The organism is Brevundimonas sp. R86498 (assembly GCF_044598075.1).
Lineage (GTDB): Bacteria > Pseudomonadota > Alphaproteobacteria > Caulobacterales > Caulobacteraceae > Brevundimonas.
The window spans coordinates 134,989-151,828 of sequence record NZ_CP139004.1 but is presented as its reverse complement, the minus strand read 5'-3'; the positions used below and the strand labels follow the sequence as shown (position 1 = coordinate 151,828).

Here is a 16,840-nt window from a genome sequence, read left to right as displayed (position 1 = left end):
CCCAAGGCATTGCGGGTGACCGTAGCGGCTGACGTTCGGCTTCATCAAGACGCACGAAGGCTGAATGAACACAGCGGGTTTGTCAGAAGCGGACGTCAGGGAGGTCGGCTTCGGGTCGGACCACGACATCGGAATCGAACCCCGAACCGGACAGGGTCGTGGTGCCCGAGGCGGTCTCAGCCCAGTTTCTTGATCAGGGCCTGGGCCGCAGCCGGGTTCCTGACCTTCGCCCCGGCGATGAAATAGGCGAACACCGCGCCGCGTTTCGCCCAGGCTTGGGTGCGGTCGGCGATGGCGTCCAGCTCGGCCGCGGACATGCCGGTCGGCTCGTCCTCGCGGCTGGACATCAGCCGGGCGTATCTAAAGTCTGCCGTTTCCTGGTCGATGCGGGGCCAGGTCGGTTCCTCGTCGTCCTCGGCATAGACGATGGCGACGCCGTATTTCGCGGCGAGGTCATGGAAGGCCGGGGTGTCGAAGGTGGGGTTACGGACCTCGACCGCGTGGCGGAGGCGGACACCGTCGCGCTCCTTTGGCAGCAGTTTCAGGAAGCCCTCGAAATCCCCGGGGTCGAACTTCTTGGTGCCCATGAACTGCCAGTTGATGGGGCCCAGCTTGTCGCCCAGTGCCGTCAGGCCCTGACCCAGGAACCGGTCCATGGACTCGCCCATGTCGGACAGGATCTTGCGGTTGGTGCAGTAGCGGCTGGCCTTGACCGAGAAGAGGAAGCCGTCCGGAGTCTCGTCGCGCCATTTCAGCCAGCTGTCGGGCTTGAAGGTGGAATAGTAGGTGCCGTTGATCTCGATCGAGGTCAGGGCGCGCGACGCGAACTCCAGCTCGCGCTTCTGGACCAGGTCGGACGGATAGAAGACGCCCCGCCACGGCTCATAGGTCCAGCCGCCGACGCCAATGTAGATTTTTCCAGTCACCCTGGCCTCCTTTCCGGTTCCATGATCGTTGCAACCGTCCACGCTGTTAGTCCCGCAGCAGCCCCCGTGACAGCAGTCAGAGCGATGTCGAGTAGTTGGAACGTCCACCCGAGAGCTGTGGGCATGCCATCAGCAGTCATCTGATACCCGTAATTCCACGAGTGGAAGCTCGAGTTTGGTCGGCCATCGTCTGTAAGCCGTAGACTAAGATGTAAGCGGCAAAGGCCAGTCCCAGCAGCACTCCGATGATCGCACCCAACCAGATCGCGTCTCGTTTGTGCGCACGGCCACGGCTCTCCCAGCGTTTCCAGGCTGGAAACCCCGCAATCAGCACGAACGGGACGGCGATTGGCAGGCCGAATGCCGCGTAGAGCGTGACGATGTTTCTGAGCTGAACTGGATCGATGGCGGTAGGAATCTCCGCTCCGAAAATGCGTTCTCCCATCGGGATCAAAACCATGGGAGCTAGATCAAACACCACGGTCAGCACCCAAGCGACGAGCGCGGCGGCCAACAACCCGAAGATCTTGGTTTTGGCCGAGGTCGTCATGCGACGCTCACACAGTGCTTAACTCCGCACTGGTGCTCGATAGTGGTCAGGGCCCGCGACGCGAACTCCAGCTCGCGCTTCTGGACCAGATCGGCCGGATAGAAGACGCCGCGCCACGGCTCATAGGTCCAGCCGCCGATGCCGATGTGGATGGGGTGGGTCATGGGTGCTCTCCAGGAGTCTGGTCCGTGTCGCCGACAAGCAGATCATCGATCCAGTCCTCAAGACCGTGTCGCACGCGAACAATCAGTATCCCGGACTCGACCTGTTCGTAGATGATCACCCGCGATCCATGCGGGAAGGCGCGAACGGTTACAGGCCATTCCGGCCGGGTTCTGGCCATGTCGGGGAATTGGGCCAGAAGTTCAAACGCCCGTTTCAGGCCGTCACGATAACGCTCGGCCTGCCGCAGACCGAACTGTTCCATGCCGGTCAGGAAGATCGACATCAGATCGATCTCGGCGTCGCGGGAGACGCTCCCGGATGTCACGCCGCGCTCTGTTTACGCTCGTACTCGGCCCGGGCTTCATCGAAGATCTGATCGATGGTCTTGTCAGAGATGCCGCTCGCGCGTCCCTCGTCGATCAGGCGTTGCCAGTGGGCGATCTTCTCGACCCTCACCTGATCGCGCCGGATCAGGTCGCGGACGTAGTCGCTGGAGTTGGCGTAGCGGCCGTCCTCTGTCCGCGATTCGACCCAGACTTTCATGGGATCGGGGAGTGAGATGTTCATGGTGGCCATGGGACGGCTCCTGTGCGGAACAGATGATGGCAAACCTTGCCAAACCTGTCCACGCCTCCGGTTTCCTCGAGCGGCCGAAACGACTATGGACCGCCGATGACGACATCGATCCTTTATGACCGCCCGCCGCTGGTGTTCGATCCGCCGGGCGCGGCGAACCAGACGTCGCCCCGCATTCCCGGCTCGACCCCGATTGAAGAGCTGGCCGACGGGTCGGTGGAGGCGGCGATGGTCTATGCCCCTCCGGGGGTGCTGGAGCGGCGCTATGTGCTGGCCCAGGCGCTGAGGGCGCTGCAGGTCGGGGGGCGGCTGGATGTCATGGCCCCCAAGGATCGCGGCGGGTCGCGTCTGAAGAAGGAGCTGGAAGGCTTTGGCCTGGAGGTCGGCGAGAGCGCCAAGGCGCATCACCGGCGCTGTGTCGTGGTGAAGCCGGAGACGGTCACGGGGCTGGAGGCGGCGATCGCGGCCGGGGCGATGCAGCGGGTCGAGGGGCTGGAGGCCTGGTCGCAGCCGGGGGTGTTTGCCTGGGACCGGATCGACGGCGGCTCGGCCCTGCTGGCGGCGCAACTGCCGACCCTGAAGGGCGCAGGGGCGGATCTGGGCTGCGGCTATGGGGCGCTGGCGACGGTGGTGCTGCGGAGCGCGGCGGTCACGAGCCTGAGGCTGATCGATCTGGATCGCCGGGCGGTCGAGGCGGCGCGCAGGAATGTCGAGGACCCGCGGGCGAGCTTCGAATGGGCCGATGTGCGGGTGCTGGAGGCTGCGGGGGATCTCGATTTCATCGTCTGCAATCCGCCCTTCCACGACGGAGGGGCCGAGGACCGGCGACTGGGCCAGGCGTTCATCGTCAAGGCGGCGGCGATGCTGAAGAAGGGCGGAACCCTGTGGCTCGTGGCCAACCGGCACCTGCCCTATGAGGCCGAGCTGAAGGCCGCGTTCCGGCGGGTGACGCCGGGGACCGACGGCGGCGGATACAAGCTGTTCGAGGCAGTGAAGTGAGCAAAACGCCGACCAGCCGCGTCGACAAGCTGCTGGGCTCGATGGGCTATGGCTCGCGCACCGAGATCGCCCGGCTGGGCAAGGTAGGGGGGATCGTTCTGGACGGGGTCGACCTGACGGATGTGTCGAAACGGATCGCGGTGACGCCGGACCTGCCGGACCGGATGCAGGTCGACGGGCGGCCGCTGGACCCGCCGGCGGGTCTGGTGCTGATCCTGAACAAGCCGCTGGGCATGACCTGTTCGCACAAGGAGGACGGCGATCTGGTCTATGATGTCCTGCCCGAACGGTGGCGGCGGCGGGACCCGGCCATCTCCACGATCGGCCGGCTGGACAAGCAGACGTCCGGGTTGCTGCTGCTAACCGACGACGGGGATCTGCTGCACCGGGTGATCAGCCCCAAACGCCATGTGGCCAAGGTCTATCGCGCGACCCTGGCGCGGCCGCTGGCGGGGACCGAGGCGGCCCTGTTCGCGGCGGGCGGGCTGGTGCTGGAGGGCGAGGACAAGCCGCTGGCTCCGGCCGCGCTGGAGGTGCTGTCGCCGACCGAGGCGCGGCTGACGGTGACGGAGGGGCGCTATCATATGGTGCGGCGGATGTTCGCGGCCACGGGGAACCATGTGGAGGCCCTGCATCGCGAGCGGATCGGTGGGCTGGCGCTTCCGGCGGATCTGGCCGCCGGGGACTGGCGGCTGGCGACGGCGGCCGAGACGGCGGCGATCTTCGCCTGAGGCAACCGTACGCGGGTCCGACCCGGACGGGGGCTCTATCGCGCTTGACCGCGGCTGGCGCAGGCCTCACCTGCGGGACATGACAAGCGTGAAAATCTGCGGCTTGACCACCCCCGACACCCTGGATGCCGCCCTTGATCACGGCGCGGCGTTCGTCGGCGCGGTGTTCTTTGGCCGGAGTCCGCGCGACATCTCGCCCGAGGACGCGCGACCGCTGTTCGAGCGAGCGCGGGGGCGGGCCGGGATCGTGGCGGTGACGGTCGACGCGGATGATGATCTGCTGAGCCGGATCGGGGCCCATCTGAGACCGGACTTCGTGCAGTTGCACGGGCGCGAGACGGTGGCGCGGGCGCATCAGGTGCGGACTTTGACCGGGGCGGGGATCATCAAGGTCCTGCCCGTGTCGACCGTGGCAGACCTGGAGGCAGCGAACGGCTGGGAGGATCACGTCGATCACCTGATGTTCGACGCGCGGCCGCCGGAGGGTTCGGACCTTCCCGGCGGGGTCGGGGCATCGTTCGACTGGGCGATGCTGAAGGGGCGGTCATTCCGCAAAGCCTGGTTCCTCGCGGGCGGCCTGACCCCGGACAATGCGGCCGAGGCTGCGGCGATCAGCGGCGCGCCCCTGCTGGATGTGTCCTCTGGCGTCGAAAGCGCGCCCGGTGTTAAGGACGCGGCCCGGATCGCGGCCTTTCTGAAGGCCGTGGCCTGACTGTTTTGCCCCTGGGCCGCATTTCGGGCCCCTGCCTGCGCGAAAGCTGACCGCCGTGAACGCCATCCTGCCCAACCAGTACGCCATGCCCGACGCGGAGGGCCGGTTCGGCCCCTATGGCGGGCGGTTCGTGGCCGAGACCCTGATGCCGCTCGTGCTGGAGCTGAACCAGGCCTACGAGCGCTGCAAGGCGGATCCGACCTTCCAGGCCGAGCTGGACGACTATCTGACCCACTATGTCGGCCGTCCCAGCCCGCTGTATTTCGCCGAGCGGCTGACCGCCCATCACGGGGCGGCCAATATCTGGTTCAAGCGCGACGAGCTGAACCACACCGGCGCGCACAAGATCAACAACTGCATGGGCCAGATCCTGGTGGCCATGCGGATGGGCAAGAAGCGGATCATTGCCGAGACCGGCGCCGGCCAGCACGGGGTGGCGACGGCGACCGTCTGTGCCCGGTTCGGCCTGCAGTGCGTCGTCTATATGGGCGCGGCGGACGTGCAGCGGCAGTCGCCGAACGTGTTCCGCATGAAGCTGCTGGGGGCCGAGGTCATCCCCGTCACCTCGGGTCGCGGCACGCTGAAGGACGCCATGAACGAGGCGATGCGCGACTGGGTCACCAATGTCGACGACACCTATTATCTGATCGGTACGGCGGCGGGGCCGCATCCCTATCCGGCCATGGTGCGCGACTTCCAGAGCGTGATCGGCAAGGAGACGAAGGCCCAGATGCTGGCCCGGCGCGGGAAACTGCCGGACGCCTGCGTGGCGGCGATCGGCGGCGGGTCGAACGCCATCGGTCTGTTCCATCCGTTCATCGAGGACGCGGGCGTGCGGCTGATCGGGATCGAGGCGGCCGGGCGGGGGCTGGACGGACCGGACCACGCGGCGTCGCTGCAGGGCGGGCGGCCAGGCGTGCTGCACGGCAACCGGACCTACCTGCTGCAGGACGCCGACGGGCAGATCCTGGAAGGCCATTCGATCTCGGCGGGTCTGGACTATCCCGGCATCGGGCCCGAGCACGCCTGGCTGAAGGACATGGGCCGGGCGGAGTACCGGGCGGCCACCGACGTGGAGGCGCTGGAGGCGTTCCAGCTGTGTTCAAAACTGGAGGGGATTATTCCGGCGCTGGAACCCGCCCATGCCCTGGCCCGGATCGGCGAGATCGCGGCCGAGATCGGTACGGGTGGCGATGTGGTGCTGAACATGTGCGGCCGCGGCGACAAGGACATCTTCGCCGTGGCGAAGCATCTGGGCGTGGAGTTGTGAGGATGACGGTTGTCCGGACCATGGTGGCGGCTTTCGCGGCAACGCTGCTCACCGGGCCTGCGCTGGCCCAAAGCTCGGCCCGGGGCGGCCCCGTCGAGGCTCCCGTCCTGCCCGGCGGGACCGCGGACGCCACCTGCGGTAATCTGTACGGCATGGCTGGTCAGGCGTTCTGTGTGACCGCGCCGCTGGCGGCGATCGGTGCGCTGGCTGAGGTCTATGTCGCCCATTTCGAGGCCGACGGCTGGATCCCGGCCGCCGGCGACGACAATCGGGTGGTCTTCGTCAAACGCCTGCCGGGCGGCGGCTGCGAGGGGATGCAGCTTCAGGCCTTCTACGATACCAACCGCCCGGCCGGGCCGGAAGCGCCCGGCTATATCGGCATGGCCACCATTCCGGGCGATGTCTGCGCGGCCGCTGCGCCCGCCACCACGCCCGCCCCTCCCGCGAGTCCGTCCGCCCAATGACTACCGCCCGTATCGATGCCCGTTTCGCCGCGCTGAAGGCCGAAGGCCGCGCCGGCTTCGTCGCCTATGTCATGGCGGGGGACCCCACGCGCGAGGAGGCGCTGGAAATCCTGCGCGGCCTGCCCGCCGCCGGGGCCGACCTGATTGAACTGGGCTTTCCGTTCAGCGACCCGATGGCCGAGGGGCCGCCGATCCAGCGCGCGGCGCTGCGGGGGCTGAAGGCGGGCCTGACCCTGAGAGGCACACTGGATCTGGCCGCCGCCTTCCGGGCGGGGGATGCGGACACGCCGCTGATCCTGATGGGCTATCTGAATCCGATCGAATCCTACGGGTATGAGGCCTTCGCGCGGGATGCGGCGGCGGCCGGGGTGGACGGCTGTATCGTGGTCGACTGCCCGCCGGAGGAAGCCGATCCCCTGACCGACGCGCTGGACGCGGCATCGGTGTCGCTGATCCGGCTGGCGACACCGACCTCGGACGATGCGCGGCTGGAGCTGATCGCGCGGCGGACCTCGGGCTTTGTCTATTACGTCTCGGTGGCGGGCGTGACGGGGGTCAAGGAGGCCCAGTCGGCCTCGGTCGCTCCGGCGGTCGAGCGCGTGCGTCGCGCGTCGGGTCTGCCCGTCGCGGTCGGGTTCGGGGTGAAGACGCCGGAACGGGCGGCCGAGATCGCGCGCGTCGCCGATGCCGTGGTGGCCGGCTCGGTCCTGGTTGACGAGGTGGCGGCGGCGCTGGAGGCGGGTGAGCCGGTCGCCGCGCGCGTCCTGTCGAAGGTCAGGGCCCTCGGCGATGCGGTGCGCGGTGCGCGCGTCGGTGAAACCGTCTAGAGACACGCAGATGGCCGAAAAGACTCCTCCCAAAGCCCCTCAGGAAAAGCGCAGCGGCTGGCTCAGCCGGTTCGCTCCGGGCGTGCGCAAGATTGTCAGCCGGCGCGAGACGCCCGACAATCTGTGGGTCAAGGACCCGGACAGCGGCGACATGCTGTACCGCCCCGATCTGGAGGCGGCCCTGTGGGTGACGCCGTCCGGTCGGCATATGCGGATCAACGCCGGCCAGCGTCTGGGCTACACCTTTGACGGCGGCGAGTATGAGCCGATCGCCTCGCCCGAGGTGGCCGAGGACCCGCTGAAATTCTCGGACGGCAAGTCCTATCGCGACCGGCTGCAGGCCGCGCGCAAGGCGACCGGTCTGAAGGACGCCATGTCGATCGGCTTTGGTGATATCGGCGGAACACCGGCGGTCGCCGTGGTTCAGGACTTCGCCTTCATGGGCGGGTCGCTGGGCATGGCGGCGGGCGAGGGTTTCATCGCCGCGGCCCGGGCCGCGATCGAGCGCAAGGTTCCGCTGGTCTGTTTCACCGCCGCCGGCGGGGCGCGGATGCAGGAGGGGGCGCTGTCGCTGATGCAGATGGCGCGCACCACCCTGGCCGTGCAGGAACTGAAGGATGCGCAGCTCCCCTATGTGGTGGTCCTGACCGATCCAACGACGGGCGGGGTGACGGCCAGCTACGCCATGCTGGGCGATGTGCATCTGGCCGAGCCGGGGGCCCTGATCGGCTTTGCCGGGCCGCGCGTGATCGAGAGCACCATCCGCGAGAAACTGCCGCCCGGGTTCCAACGGGCCGAATATCTGCAGGAAAAGGGTATGGTCGACCGCGTGGTCGCCCGCGCCGACCTGCCGGAGACGCTTGGAAAGATCCTGTCGATGCTGATGGGCGGACGGCGTCAGGCGGCCTGACGCCGGCGGAACGGCCAGTCGGTCACCTCGCCCACCCATAGCGCCCACCAGACGATGACCGGCTGAAACAGCAGGCGGGGGCCGTGATACGCCCAGCCGAGCTGCGGGTCGGCGAGGGTCAGGTCATTGATCGCGTGCTGGATGTTGGCCGGGAAGACGCAGGCGGCATAGAGGGCGAGGCCGAGGCCCGCCGCGCGGCGCAGGCGGGGGATGATGAGGCCGATGGCTCCGGCGATCTCGGCGAGGCCGGTGATCAGGATCACGGTCGGGGCGAAGGGGACCCAGCCGGGCGTGATGCCGAGGAAGGGGGCGGGGGCGAGGACGTGCAGGATGCCGGCCGCGAGGTAGGCGGCAATCAGGATCCAGCGGGCGGGCGGGCGCAAGCGCATCTCCACACCTTAGACCTTCCCTCTCCCGGCGGGAGAGGGCTTGAGCGCACGGCGGCACCGCCGTCGTTCTGGCGCGAAAGGGTGAGGGACCGTCTGTCACCGGTTGGCACCGGGCCGCTCACCCGACCGCGCCAGAATGGCCGCTTCGCGACCATGCGCGGTCTCCCTCTCCCGACGGGAGAGGGGTAAGGATGGGGCATGGATCCCGTCTCCGAACGCCTGCGCCTGCGTCATCCGCAGAAGATCGACCTGTCGCTGGACCGGATGCGGACGCTGTGCGCGGTGCTGGGCCAGCCGCAGCTGCATCTGCCGCCGGTGGTTCATGTGGCGGGGACCAATGGCAAGGGATCGACCATTGCCTTCATCCGGGCCATGGCCGAGGCGGCGGGCTTGAGAGTGCATGTCTATAGCTCGCCGCATCTGGTGCGGTTCAACGAGCGGATCCGGCTGGCGGGTGAGCTGATCTCCGACGACCGGCTGTCGGCCATTCTGGACCGGATCGAGGCGGTGCAGGGCGTGCAGACGACGGTGTTCGAGAGCACGACGGCGGCGGCCTTTGTGGCCATGGCCGAGGTCCCGGCCGATCTGGCCATCGTCGAGGTCGGGCTGGGCGGGACGCTGGATGCGACCAATGTGATCGAACGGCCGCTGCTGAGCGTGATCGCGCCGGTCGATCTGGACCACGCCGAGTTTCTGGGCACGACGATCGAGGGCGTGGCGGGCGAGAAGGCCGGCATCCTGAAGGCCGGGGCGCGGGGGCTGATCGCGCGCCAGTCCGAGGCGGCGATGGCGGTGATCGAGGCCAAGGCGCGGTCGGTCCAGACGCCGCTGACGGTCATGGGAGTGGAGTTCGACGCCTGGGCCGAGCGGGGCGGGATGGTGTTCCAGGATCAGGAGCGGTTTCTGGACCTGCCGGCCCCCGGGCTGCGCGGGCCGCATCAGGTCGCCAATGCGGGGCTGGCGGTCGCGGTGGCGCTGGAGCTGGATCTGCCCGAGACGGCGATCGCGGCCGGGGTAGCAGGGGCGACCTGGCCGGCGCGAATGCAGCGGCTGACGGCCGGCCCCTATGGCGAGATGGCGCGGTCGGCCGAGGCGGAGCTGTGGCTGGACGGGGGGCATAATCCCCATGCCGGCCGGGCGCTGGCGGAGGCGCTGGCGGAGCGTCAGGCGAAAGCGCCCCGGCCCTTGGCCCTGATCGTGGGGATGCTGGCCAACAAGGACCACGGCGGCTTCTTCGAGGCCCTGAAGGGGTCCGGGGCCCATGTGTTCACGGTCGGGTTCGAGGGGGCTGCCGCCGATCCGTCCGCCCTGGCGGCCGTGGCGCGGGGCCATGGGCTGGGGGCCCAGAGCTCGTCCTCGGTCGAGGCGGCGCTGAGCCGGGCGCTGCGGCTAGGGGCCGGGCGGGTGGTGATCTGTGGCTCGCTGTATCTGGCCGGCGAGGTGCTGGGGGCTTCGCGGGAGACCTGGCCCGTCTGAGCCGGGCCTCCCGGGAGGTGCCTCGGTCAGCCTGCCAGGGCAGCCCGCACGGCGGCCAGACCGGCCTCGGCCAGAGACCCGTCGGGGGCTCCCCCTTGCGCGAAGTCGGCCTTGCCGCCCGCACCCTGTCCGCCCATGGCCAGGACGGCCGCACGGGCCAGATCGGCGGCATTGACCCGGTCGGTGATGTCGGAGGTCACGGCCACGGTGACGGCCGCCTTGCCCTCGGTGACGCCGATCAGGGCCACGACGCCGGAGCCAACCTGTTTGCGGAAATCCTCGGCCACGCCGCGCAGACCCTTGCCATCGACGCCGTCGAGGACGCGGGCGATCAGGTTGACGCCGTTGATGGCCTCCGGCGCGGCCGGGGCCGAACCGCCGCCGCCCAGCGCCAGCTGTTTCTTCAGGTCGGCGACCTGCTTCTCCAGCGTGCGGCGGTCGGCGACAAGGGCCTCGACCCGGGCGGGGACGTCGAGGGGCTGGACCTTGAAGCTCTGGGCCAGGGTTTTCGCCACCCCGGCCTGGGCCAGCAGATACTGGCGGGCGGCCTCGCCGGTCAGGGCCTCGATGCGGCGGATGCCGGCGGCGACGCCCGTCTCGGAGATGATCTTGAACAGGGCGATGTCGCCGGTGCGGGCCACATGGGTGCCGCCGCACAGTTCGACCGAATACGGCTTGGCCGCGTCGACCAGCGACCGGCCGAGCGTCAGGACGCGGACCTCGTCGCCGTATTTCTCGCCGAACAGGGCGATGGCCCCGGCCTCGATCGCCTCCTGCGGGGCCATCAGTTTCGTCTCTGCGGGCAGGTTCTGGCGGATGACGGCGTTGACCTCGTCCTCCATGGCGGCCAGCTCGGCCTCGGTCACGGGGGCGTTGTGGCTGAAGTCCAAGCGCATCCGGTCGGCGTCGACCAGTTGGCCCTTCTGGGCCACGTGCGGGCCCAGCACATGGGCCAGGGCCGCGTGCAGCAGGTGGGCGGCCGAGTGGTTGGCGCGGGTGGTCAGGCGGGCCTCGGGGGCGGCGCGGAGCTGGGCGCGGGTGCCGACGGTCAGGCTGCCCGAGGTGACCTCGATGGTGTGGGCGTAGAGGTCGCCGGTCGGCTTGAGCACGTCGAGGACGCGGGCGGACCCGCCGTCCCATTCGATCTCGCCCCTGTCGCCGGACTGGCCGCCGCCCTCGCCATAGAAGGGGGTCTGGTCGAACAGGACCTCGGCGGTCTCGCCGGTCGCGACGCTGTCGGCGGCGGTGCCGTCCTTGAGGATGGCCAGGACCTCGCCCGAGCCGTCGACGGCGTCATAGCCGGTGAAGACGGTCGGTCCCAGACGGTCCTTCAGTGCCAGCCATTCGCCGGTTGAGGCGGTCTGGCCCGAGCCCTTCCAGTTGGCCTTGCCGCGCGTCTTCTGCTGTTCCATCGCCGCGTCGAAGGCGGCGGTGTCGACGGTGAAGCCGCGCCGGCGCGCCTCGTCCTGGGTCAGGTCGAGGGGGAAGCCATAGGTGTCGTACAGGGTAAAGGCGGTCTGGCCGGGGATGACCCCGCCCTCGGACAGGTCGCGGGTGGCTTCTTCCAGCAGGCCCATGCCGCGGCCGAGCGTGGTGCGGAAGCGGATCTCCTCCTGTTTCAGCGTGTCCTCGATCGAGGCCTGGGCGCGGGCCAGTTCGGGGTAGGCCTCGCCCATCTCGGACACGAGGGTCGGGACCAGGCGGTGCATCAGGGGATCGGCGGCCCCCAGCAGGTGGGCGTGGCGCATGGCCCGGCGCATGATGCGGCGCAGGACATAGCCGCGGCCCTCGTTCGAGGGGGTGACCCCGTCGGCGATCAGGAAGGAGGAGGATCGCAGGTGGTCGGCGATGACCCGGTGGCTGGCGGCGCGGTCGCCTTCCGACTTCGTCGAGGTGGCGTCCTCGGAGGCGGCGATCAGGGTCTGGAACAGGTCGGTGTCGAAGACGGAGTTCTTGCCCTGGAGCACGCTGGTCATGCGCTCCAGGCCCATGCCGGTGTCGACGCTGGGCTTGGGAAGGCTGCGAACGATCTGGTCGTTCTCCTTCTCGAACTGCATGAAGACGTTGTTCCAGATCTCGACGAACCGGTCGCCGTCCTCGTCCGGGCTGCCGGGAGGGCCGCCGGGGACGCGGTCGCCGTAGTCCCAGAAAATCTCGGTGCAGGGGCCGCAGGGGCCGGAGTCGCCCATGGCCCAGAAATTGTCGGAGCCGGCGATGCGGATGATCTTGTCATCCCCGAAGCCGGTGACCTTTTTCCAGATCGCGGCCGCCTCATCGTCGTCGATATAGACGGTGACCAGCAGGCGTTTGGCGTCGAGGCCGTAGCCTTCGGTGACCAGTTTCCACGCCTGTTCGATGGCGTGTTCCTTGAAATAGTCGCCGAAGCTGAAGTTCCCCAGCATCTCGAAGAAGGTCAGGTGGCGGGCGGTGTAGCCGACGTTGTCCAGATCGTTGTGCTTGCCGCCGGCGCGGACGCATTTCTGGGAGCTGGTCGCGCGGGGATAGGGGGGCGTGGCCGCGCCGGTGAAATAGTCCTTGAACGGCACCATGCCGGCGTTGACGAACATCAGCGTCGGATCGTTCTGGGGCACCAGCGGGGCCGAGTGGACCTTCTGGTGGCCGTCGGCCGCGAAGAAGTCGAGGAAGGTCGAACGGATCTGTTTCAGGCTGGACATGGGCGGTTCAGTCGTTTGCGCGGCGGGATCAGGAACCGCGCATATAGAGACTGGCGGCGCGGTCGGCCAAGGTTTTCCGGTGACCGCGCCGATGCAGGCCCTCAGTCGGCGTCGTCGACGGCGTCGACGGCGGCGTCATCCTCGGACAACAGAGCATCGAGGGCGTCGATAATGGCGTCGATCTGTTCGGGGGTGGCGGCCAGTCGCAGCAGGCCGCCGTCGCTGCCGCCGATCTCCAGCAGGAAGCCGTCGTCGGTCTCGGCGAGGTTGAACTGGGTCAGGGTCTGGATGTCGGCGTCGGTCATGGGGAGGTCTCCGTGTGGGGCATCAACCGGCTGCTGGCGAAAAGGCTCCCGGGGCTCGGGAGAGTCTGGTGACACGGGGTCGCAGGCCGGGACGCCGGGGATGTGGGGGGATAGACTGGCGGCATGTCCAGACTGGAAGTGTGGTTCGACGGCGACTGTCCCCTGTGCCGGCGGGAGATCGCCCTGATGCGGCGACTGGATCGCCGGGGCGCGATCACCTTTACCGATGTGGCGACGGGGGAGGGCAGCTGTCCGATTGACCGGGCCGAACTGCTGGCGCGGTTCTATGCGCGGGAGGACGGGCGGATGGTGTCGGGGGCCGAGGCGTTTGCCGCCATGTGGCGGGCGATCCCCCTGCTGGCCCCGCTGGGGCAGCTGGCGCGCAACGGGCGGGTGCTGGCCGGGCTGGAGTGGCTGTACCGGCGCTTCCTGACGGTGCGGCCGCGGCTGCAGCGGGCGCTCGGGCCGCGCGGTCCGGTGGCGGGATGACGGCCTGAAAAAAGGGCCGCCCGGGGGGAACCCGGACGGCCCACCTCCACCCGGCCCGAGCCCCGCGGGGGTCGGCGGCGGGTCGCGGAGGACCGGCCGGGTGGAGTGTCTGGACCTCCCCCAGGGGGGAGGATGATCAAAGGGACGCCCTGCGAAAAAAAGGAGTGCACTTTTGTGCACTTTCGCAGCGGAGGAGGTCAGCCCTCGAGGTCCTGGCCCTCGTCCGGCTCGGGCGAACCCAGCAGTTCCTCGGCGATCTTCGACGTGGACTTGCGCACCTTGTCTTCGATAGCAGCGGCCATGTCAGGATTGGCCTTCAGGAAGGCGCGCACATTCTCGCGGCCCTGACCGATGCGGGTGGAGTCATAGCTGAACCAGGAGCCGGACTTCTCGATGATGCCGGCCTTGACGCCCAGATCGATGATCTCGCCCAGTTTGGAGATGCCCTCGCCATACATGATGTCGAAGATGACCTCGCGGAACGGCGGGGCGACCTTGTTCTTGACCACCTTGACCCGGGTGGTGTTGCCGACGACCTCGTCGCGGTCCTTGATCGCGCCGGTGCGGCGGATGTCGAGGCGGACCGAGGCGTAGAATTTCAGCGCATTGCCGCCCGTCGTCGTCTCGGGCGAGCCGTACATGACGCCGATCTTGTGGCGGATCTGGTTGATGAACAGGACGATGCAGTTGGACTTGGAGATGGAGGCGGTCAGCTTGCGCAGCGCCTGGCTCATCAGACGGGCCTGAAGGCCCGGCAGGCTGTCGCCCATCTCGCCCTCGATCTCGGCCCGCGGCGTCAGGGCGGCGACGGAGTCGACCACCACAATGTCCACGGCCCCGGAGCGCACGAGGGTGTCGACGATTTCCAGCGCCTGTTCACCCGTGTCCGGCTGGGACACCAGCAGGTCGTCGAGATTGACGCCCAGCTTCTGGGCATAGCCGGGATCGAGCGCGTGTTCGGCGTCGACGAAGGCGGCCGTGCCGCCCGATTTCTGGATCTCGGCCACAGTGTGCAGGGCCAGGGTGGTCTTGCCCGAGGACTCCGGACCGAAGACCTCGATCACCCGTCCGCGCGGCAGACCGCCGATGCCGAGCGCCATGTCCAGACCGAGCGAGCCGGTGGACACCGAGGGGATCACATCGGCGATCCCGCCCTTGCCCAGCTTCATGACCGAGCCCTTGCCGAAGGCGCGGTCGATCTGGGCGATCGCCGCCTCCAGCGCGCGCTGCTTGTCGCCGTCTTCCTTGCCCACCAGTTTCAATGCCGCCTGCGATGCCACCTTGCCACCCTCCCTTGCCATGATTCCCAAATCTGTCCGGGGGAGAGGCCCGCCTTCGGTCCAATGACCGTGACCCGCTCCCTGTGAGACCGCACAGTACACGTTTTGTTCCGGTTGCCAATATGTTCTTTTCAGCGCGAGCGACCGGGGCCGTTGTATCAGGTCGGGCCACCCGCAGCGGGTGGCGGCGTCGGCTCGGCGAAACGGGCTGTCAGGGACACGCCGACGGCGAGGATCAGGCAGGCGGCGGCACCGGCAGCCAGGGTCGCCTTGGCATGGGTGGGGGTGAGCGGGCGGGCGAACAGCAGCACCAGCAGGCCCATCAGGGCGAGGACGCCGGGCAGGTCCATGCCGACGCCGAGGAAGACCGGATGGGCCAGGGTCACGATCCAGGCACCGCCCAGAACGGTGGCGATCGCGGCAGGGGCGAGGGATCGCGGATGCTCCAGCCGGGCTCCGGTCACGGCACAGGCGGCGGCGGCGAGGGCGGCCAGAAGGCCGGGCCAGATAAAGATCAGCGCGGCTTCGGGCGCGGCCGCCTGGGCCGCACAGCCGAGCAGGAAGACGAGGGCAATCAGGCCCAGCCACCCGCCCCAGACGGTGCGCGGAGCGGCCTGGGACCAGAGCGACAGGATGAGGGCGACGGCACCCGCGACGAAAATGACCGGATCGAGCCCGCCCGCGAGCAGGCTGGCCGCCCCCGCGACGAGGACGACCCCGGCCAGCAGCCGTGAGCCGAGGGCGGCGCGTCCGGCGAGGGCCGCGAGGGCGACGGCCAGAACGGCCAGGACGGTCGCGGTCTCCATCCACGGCAGGCGGCGCAGCAGGGTGTAATAGACCCCGGCCGAGTCCGCGCGGGCGGACAGGGGGCCGGCGAGCACCCGAACCCCGTGGGTGACCACCACGCCCATGGCCAGAAGCCAAACACCCGACAGCATGCCGCGTCCGACGTCGGCGACCGGAAGCCGGGTCGCATGGCGCGCGCCCCAGGCGGCGAAGGCCCCGAGCGCGGCGGTGAGCGCCAGCAGGGTCCAGCCGAGGCCGGTTGAATGGGTGATGAAGACGCGACCCAGATAGTCGCCATAGACGACATTCGGACCCGCGGCGGGCAGGGCCGGGGCGCGCAGGAGGGCGTCGGTTGTCTCCAGCGCCTGGGAGCCGATGTGCTGGACCGCGCCCTGATCGAGGTTGTTCGGCGTGGCGGTCGGCGAATGGTATTGGGAGGGGCGGCCGATGAAGGCGAAGTTCACTCCGCCGATGCCCCGGTTCTTTGGAATGGTGAAGTCCGTGCCGTTGGGCATGGACTCATAGACGAAGATCGACAGGGCGTTCGAGCTGGCCCCGCCATCAGCCCGGGAGGCTGCGCGGGTGAACAGGCGGATGGTTTCGCCGTTGCCCCGCCCGGTCTCGAACATCAGGGCCCGGCCGCCGCCGCCGCGGGCCTCGAGGTTCACCACCGCCCCGATGCGGTCCCGCAGAGGGTGTTCGGAGAAAAAGATTCGGGCTCCGTCGAGGTTCAGTTCCTCGGCGTCGGTCAACAGGACCACCAGGTCGCGTTCGGCCGGACCCCGGGCGCGGATGGCGCGGACCGCTTCCAGAACAGCGGCAACACCGGCCCCGTCGTCGGCCGCGCCCGGCGAGTCCCAGGCGCTGTCGTAGTGGGCCATGAGCAGGACGGCCGGGGCGGTCCGGTCCTGACCGGGCAGGACGCCGACCAGATTGACGGCCTGGTTGGCTACCGCCGCGGGATCACCGCCCCAGGCGGTCAGCCGGGCTACAGCCTCGGGCGAGAGGGCCCCGGCCTGCAGGGCGGGGGTCAGGCCAAGGCGGCTCATCTGACCGAAGAGATGGTCCCGCACCCGGGTGTGGTCGGCGGATCCAACGGGGTGAGGGCGGACCCCGATGACCTCGACATCCTGCATGGCCCGGGCGGCGGAGAAGCTGGAGACGGGGGCCCGGGTGTCGCGCGGGGCGGGTACCTGGAGCGCCCAGACTCCGATCAGCAGCGCGACCGCCAGAGAGCCGAGAAACAGCGCCCACCGCATCATAATTCCCCCTCCGACACCGGCACCGAGCATAGGAGGGCCGGCCATGGG

18 protein-coding genes and 1 pseudogene are annotated in these 16,840 nt (G+C 68.9%); 9 read left to right on the top strand and 10 right to left on the bottom strand.

All coding sequences use genetic code 11. The annotated features are described in order from the left end of the window. Positions 1-176: 176 nt before the first annotated feature. The 5 genes and pseudogenes from SJY26_RS00800 to SJY26_RS00780 all read right to left on the bottom strand — a co-directional run bounded on the left by SJY26_RS00800 (position 177) and on the right by SJY26_RS00780 (position 2,250). Positions 177-926 (bottom strand): DUF72 domain-containing protein, encoded by a 750-nt coding sequence (locus SJY26_RS00800; protein WP_396594276.1) that lies wholly within the window; start codon positions 924-926, stop codon positions 177-179. A 136-nt stretch (positions 927-1,062) separates the two neighbouring features. Then, positions 1,063-1,476 (bottom strand): hypothetical protein, encoded by a 414-nt coding sequence (locus SJY26_RS00795; protein WP_396594275.1) that lies wholly within the window; start codon positions 1,474-1,476, stop codon positions 1,063-1,065. A 35-nt stretch (positions 1,477-1,511) separates the two neighbouring features. Continuing rightward, a pseudogene (locus SJY26_RS00790) lies at positions 1,512-1,640 on the bottom strand (DUF72 domain-containing protein); the annotation flags it as partial. After that, on the bottom strand, positions 1,637-1,966 hold the full coding sequence (locus SJY26_RS00785) for a type II toxin-antitoxin system RelE/ParE family toxin (RefSeq protein ID WP_396594274.1): 330 nt from the start codon (positions 1,964-1,966) through the stop codon (positions 1,637-1,639). The gene SJY26_RS00785 and the pseudogene SJY26_RS00790, both read right to left, overlap by 4 nt. Further along, positions 1,963-2,250 carry a type II toxin-antitoxin system ParD family antitoxin gene (locus tag SJY26_RS00780; protein WP_396594273.1) on the bottom strand — a complete coding sequence of 96 codons (288 nt, stop codon included), beginning with the start codon at positions 2,248-2,250 and terminating at the stop codon, positions 1,963-1,965. The genes SJY26_RS00785 and SJY26_RS00780 overlap by 4 nt, the downstream gene beginning before the upstream one ends. Before the next feature lie 63 nt (positions 2,251-2,313). On the opposite strand from SJY26_RS00780, the gene SJY26_RS00775 reads away from it, so the two are divergent. The 7 genes from SJY26_RS00775 to accD all read left to right on the top strand — a co-directional run bounded on the left by SJY26_RS00775 (position 2,314) and on the right by accD (position 8,130). Beyond that, positions 2,314-3,216 carry a class I SAM-dependent methyltransferase gene (locus SJY26_RS00775; RefSeq protein ID WP_396594272.1) on the top strand — a complete coding sequence of 301 codons (903 nt, stop codon included), beginning with the start codon at positions 2,314-2,316 and terminating at the stop codon, positions 3,214-3,216. Next, positions 3,213-3,947 carry a pseudouridine synthase gene (locus SJY26_RS00770; RefSeq protein ID WP_396594271.1) on the top strand — a complete coding sequence of 245 codons (735 nt, stop codon included), beginning with the start codon at positions 3,213-3,215 and terminating at the stop codon, positions 3,945-3,947. The genes SJY26_RS00775 and SJY26_RS00770 overlap by 4 nt, the downstream gene beginning before the upstream one ends. A gap of 79 nt (positions 3,948-4,026) precedes the next feature. Next, on the top strand, positions 4,027-4,659 hold the full coding sequence (locus SJY26_RS00765) for a phosphoribosylanthranilate isomerase (protein WP_396594270.1): 633 nt from the start codon (positions 4,027-4,029) through the stop codon (positions 4,657-4,659). An 85-nt stretch (positions 4,660-4,744) separates the two neighbouring features. After that, positions 4,745-5,929, top strand: a complete 1,185-nt coding sequence (trpB, locus tag SJY26_RS00760; RefSeq protein ID WP_396595684.1) for a tryptophan synthase subunit beta — start codon at positions 4,745-4,747, stop codon at positions 5,927-5,929. A 2-nt stretch (positions 5,930-5,931) separates the two neighbouring features. Further along, complete coding sequence (locus tag SJY26_RS00755) at positions 5,932-6,393, top strand: hypothetical protein (protein WP_396594269.1); 462 nt, start codon at positions 5,932-5,934, stop codon at positions 6,391-6,393. Further along, a complete protein-coding gene (trpA, locus tag SJY26_RS00750) occupies positions 6,390-7,220 on the top strand; it encodes a tryptophan synthase subunit alpha (protein WP_396594268.1) in 831 nt (276 codons plus the stop codon). Before SJY26_RS00755 ends, trpA begins: the two co-directional genes overlap by 4 nt. Positions 7,221-7,230: 10 nt before the next feature. Beyond that, positions 7,231-8,130, top strand: a complete 900-nt coding sequence (accD, locus tag SJY26_RS00745; protein WP_396594267.1) for an acetyl-CoA carboxylase, carboxyltransferase subunit beta — start codon at positions 7,231-7,233, stop codon at positions 8,128-8,130. Here the strand turns inward: accD and SJY26_RS00740 are convergent. Further along, positions 8,118-8,519 carry a DoxX family protein gene (locus SJY26_RS00740; RefSeq protein ID WP_396594266.1) on the bottom strand — a complete coding sequence of 134 codons (402 nt, stop codon included), beginning with the start codon at positions 8,517-8,519 and terminating at the stop codon, positions 8,118-8,120. The two genes, accD and SJY26_RS00740, sit on opposite strands and share 13 nt — an antisense overlap. A 198-nt stretch (positions 8,520-8,717) precedes the next feature. Between SJY26_RS00740 and SJY26_RS00735 the strand changes: the two genes are divergently transcribed. Further along, the gene (locus SJY26_RS00735; protein ID WP_396594265.1) at positions 8,718-9,995 is read left to right on the top strand and encodes a bifunctional folylpolyglutamate synthase/dihydrofolate synthase; all 1,278 of its coding nucleotides are present in this window, start codon (positions 8,718-8,720) and stop codon (positions 9,993-9,995) included. 26 nt (positions 9,996-10,021) lie between these two features. Here SJY26_RS00735 and alaS read toward each other — a convergent pair whose 3' ends face one another. Both alaS and SJY26_RS00725 read right to left on the bottom strand, forming a co-directional pair. Continuing rightward, a complete protein-coding gene (alaS, locus tag SJY26_RS00730) occupies positions 10,022-12,670 on the bottom strand; it encodes an alanine--tRNA ligase (protein WP_396594264.1) in 2,649 nt (882 codons plus the stop codon). A 101-nt stretch (positions 12,671-12,771) separates the two neighbouring features. Continuing rightward, the gene (locus SJY26_RS00725) at positions 12,772-12,975 is read right to left on the bottom strand and encodes a hypothetical protein (protein ID WP_396594263.1); all 204 of its coding nucleotides are present in this window, start codon (positions 12,973-12,975) and stop codon (positions 12,772-12,774) included. Between the two features lie 123 nt (positions 12,976-13,098). Here SJY26_RS00725 and SJY26_RS00720 point away from each other — a divergent pair, with 123 nt between their 5' ends. Further along, entirely contained in the window at positions 13,099-13,464 is a 366-nt protein-coding gene (locus tag SJY26_RS00720; protein ID WP_396594262.1) for a thiol-disulfide oxidoreductase DCC family protein, read from the top strand. Positions 13,465-13,661: 197 nt separating this feature from the next. Here SJY26_RS00720 and recA read toward each other — a convergent pair whose 3' ends face one another. Continuing rightward, positions 13,662-14,744 carry a recombinase RecA gene (gene recA / locus SJY26_RS00715; RefSeq protein ID WP_396595683.1) on the bottom strand — a complete coding sequence of 361 codons (1,083 nt, stop codon included), beginning with the start codon at positions 14,742-14,744 and terminating at the stop codon, positions 13,662-13,664. 158 nt (positions 14,745-14,902) lie between these two features. After that, positions 14,903-16,792, bottom strand: coding sequence for a M20/M25/M40 family metallo-hydrolase (locus SJY26_RS00710; RefSeq protein ID WP_396594261.1), 1,890 nt, complete (start codon positions 16,790-16,792; stop codon positions 14,903-14,905). Between the last annotated feature and the right edge of the window lie 48 nt (positions 16,793-16,840).

Excerpts from the sequence above, each read along its gene's own strand:
- SJY26_RS00795 (WP_396594275.1), bottom strand. The coding sequence starts at position 1,476 with ATGACGACCTCGGCCAAAACCAAGATCTTCGGGTTGTTGGCCGCCGCG.
- SJY26_RS00775 (WP_396594272.1), top strand. The coding sequence starts at position 2,314 with ATGACGACATCGATCCTTTATGACCGCCCGCCGCTGGTGTTCGATCCG.
- SJY26_RS00765 (WP_396594270.1), top strand. The coding sequence starts at position 4,027 with ATGACAAGCGTGAAAATCTGCGGCTTGACCACCCCCGACACCCTGGAT.
- trpB (WP_396595684.1), top strand. The coding sequence starts at position 4,745 with ATGCCCGACGCGGAGGGCCGGTTCGGCCCCTATGGCGGGCGGTTCGTG.
- SJY26_RS00755 (WP_396594269.1), top strand. The coding sequence starts at position 5,932 with ATGACGGTTGTCCGGACCATGGTGGCGGCTTTCGCGGCAACGCTGCTC.
- trpA (WP_396594268.1), top strand. The coding sequence starts at position 6,390 with ATGACTACCGCCCGTATCGATGCCCGTTTCGCCGCGCTGAAGGCCGAA.
- accD (WP_396594267.1), top strand. The coding sequence starts at position 7,231 with ATGGCCGAAAAGACTCCTCCCAAAGCCCCTCAGGAAAAGCGCAGCGGC.
- SJY26_RS00740 (WP_396594266.1), bottom strand. The coding sequence starts at position 8,519 with ATGCGCTTGCGCCCGCCCGCCCGCTGGATCCTGATTGCCGCCTACCTC.
- SJY26_RS00735 (WP_396594265.1), top strand. The coding sequence starts at position 8,718 with ATGGATCCCGTCTCCGAACGCCTGCGCCTGCGTCATCCGCAGAAGATC.
- alaS (WP_396594264.1), bottom strand. The coding sequence starts at position 12,670 with ATGTCCAGCCTGAAACAGATCCGTTCGACCTTCCTCGACTTCTTCGCG.
- SJY26_RS00725 (WP_396594263.1), bottom strand. The coding sequence starts at position 12,975 with ATGACCGACGCCGACATCCAGACCCTGACCCAGTTCAACCTCGCCGAG.
- SJY26_RS00720 (WP_396594262.1), top strand. The coding sequence starts at position 13,099 with ATGTCCAGACTGGAAGTGTGGTTCGACGGCGACTGTCCCCTGTGCCGG.
- SJY26_RS00710 (WP_396594261.1), bottom strand. The coding sequence starts at position 16,792 with ATGATGCGGTGGGCGCTGTTTCTCGGCTCTCTGGCGGTCGCGCTGCTG.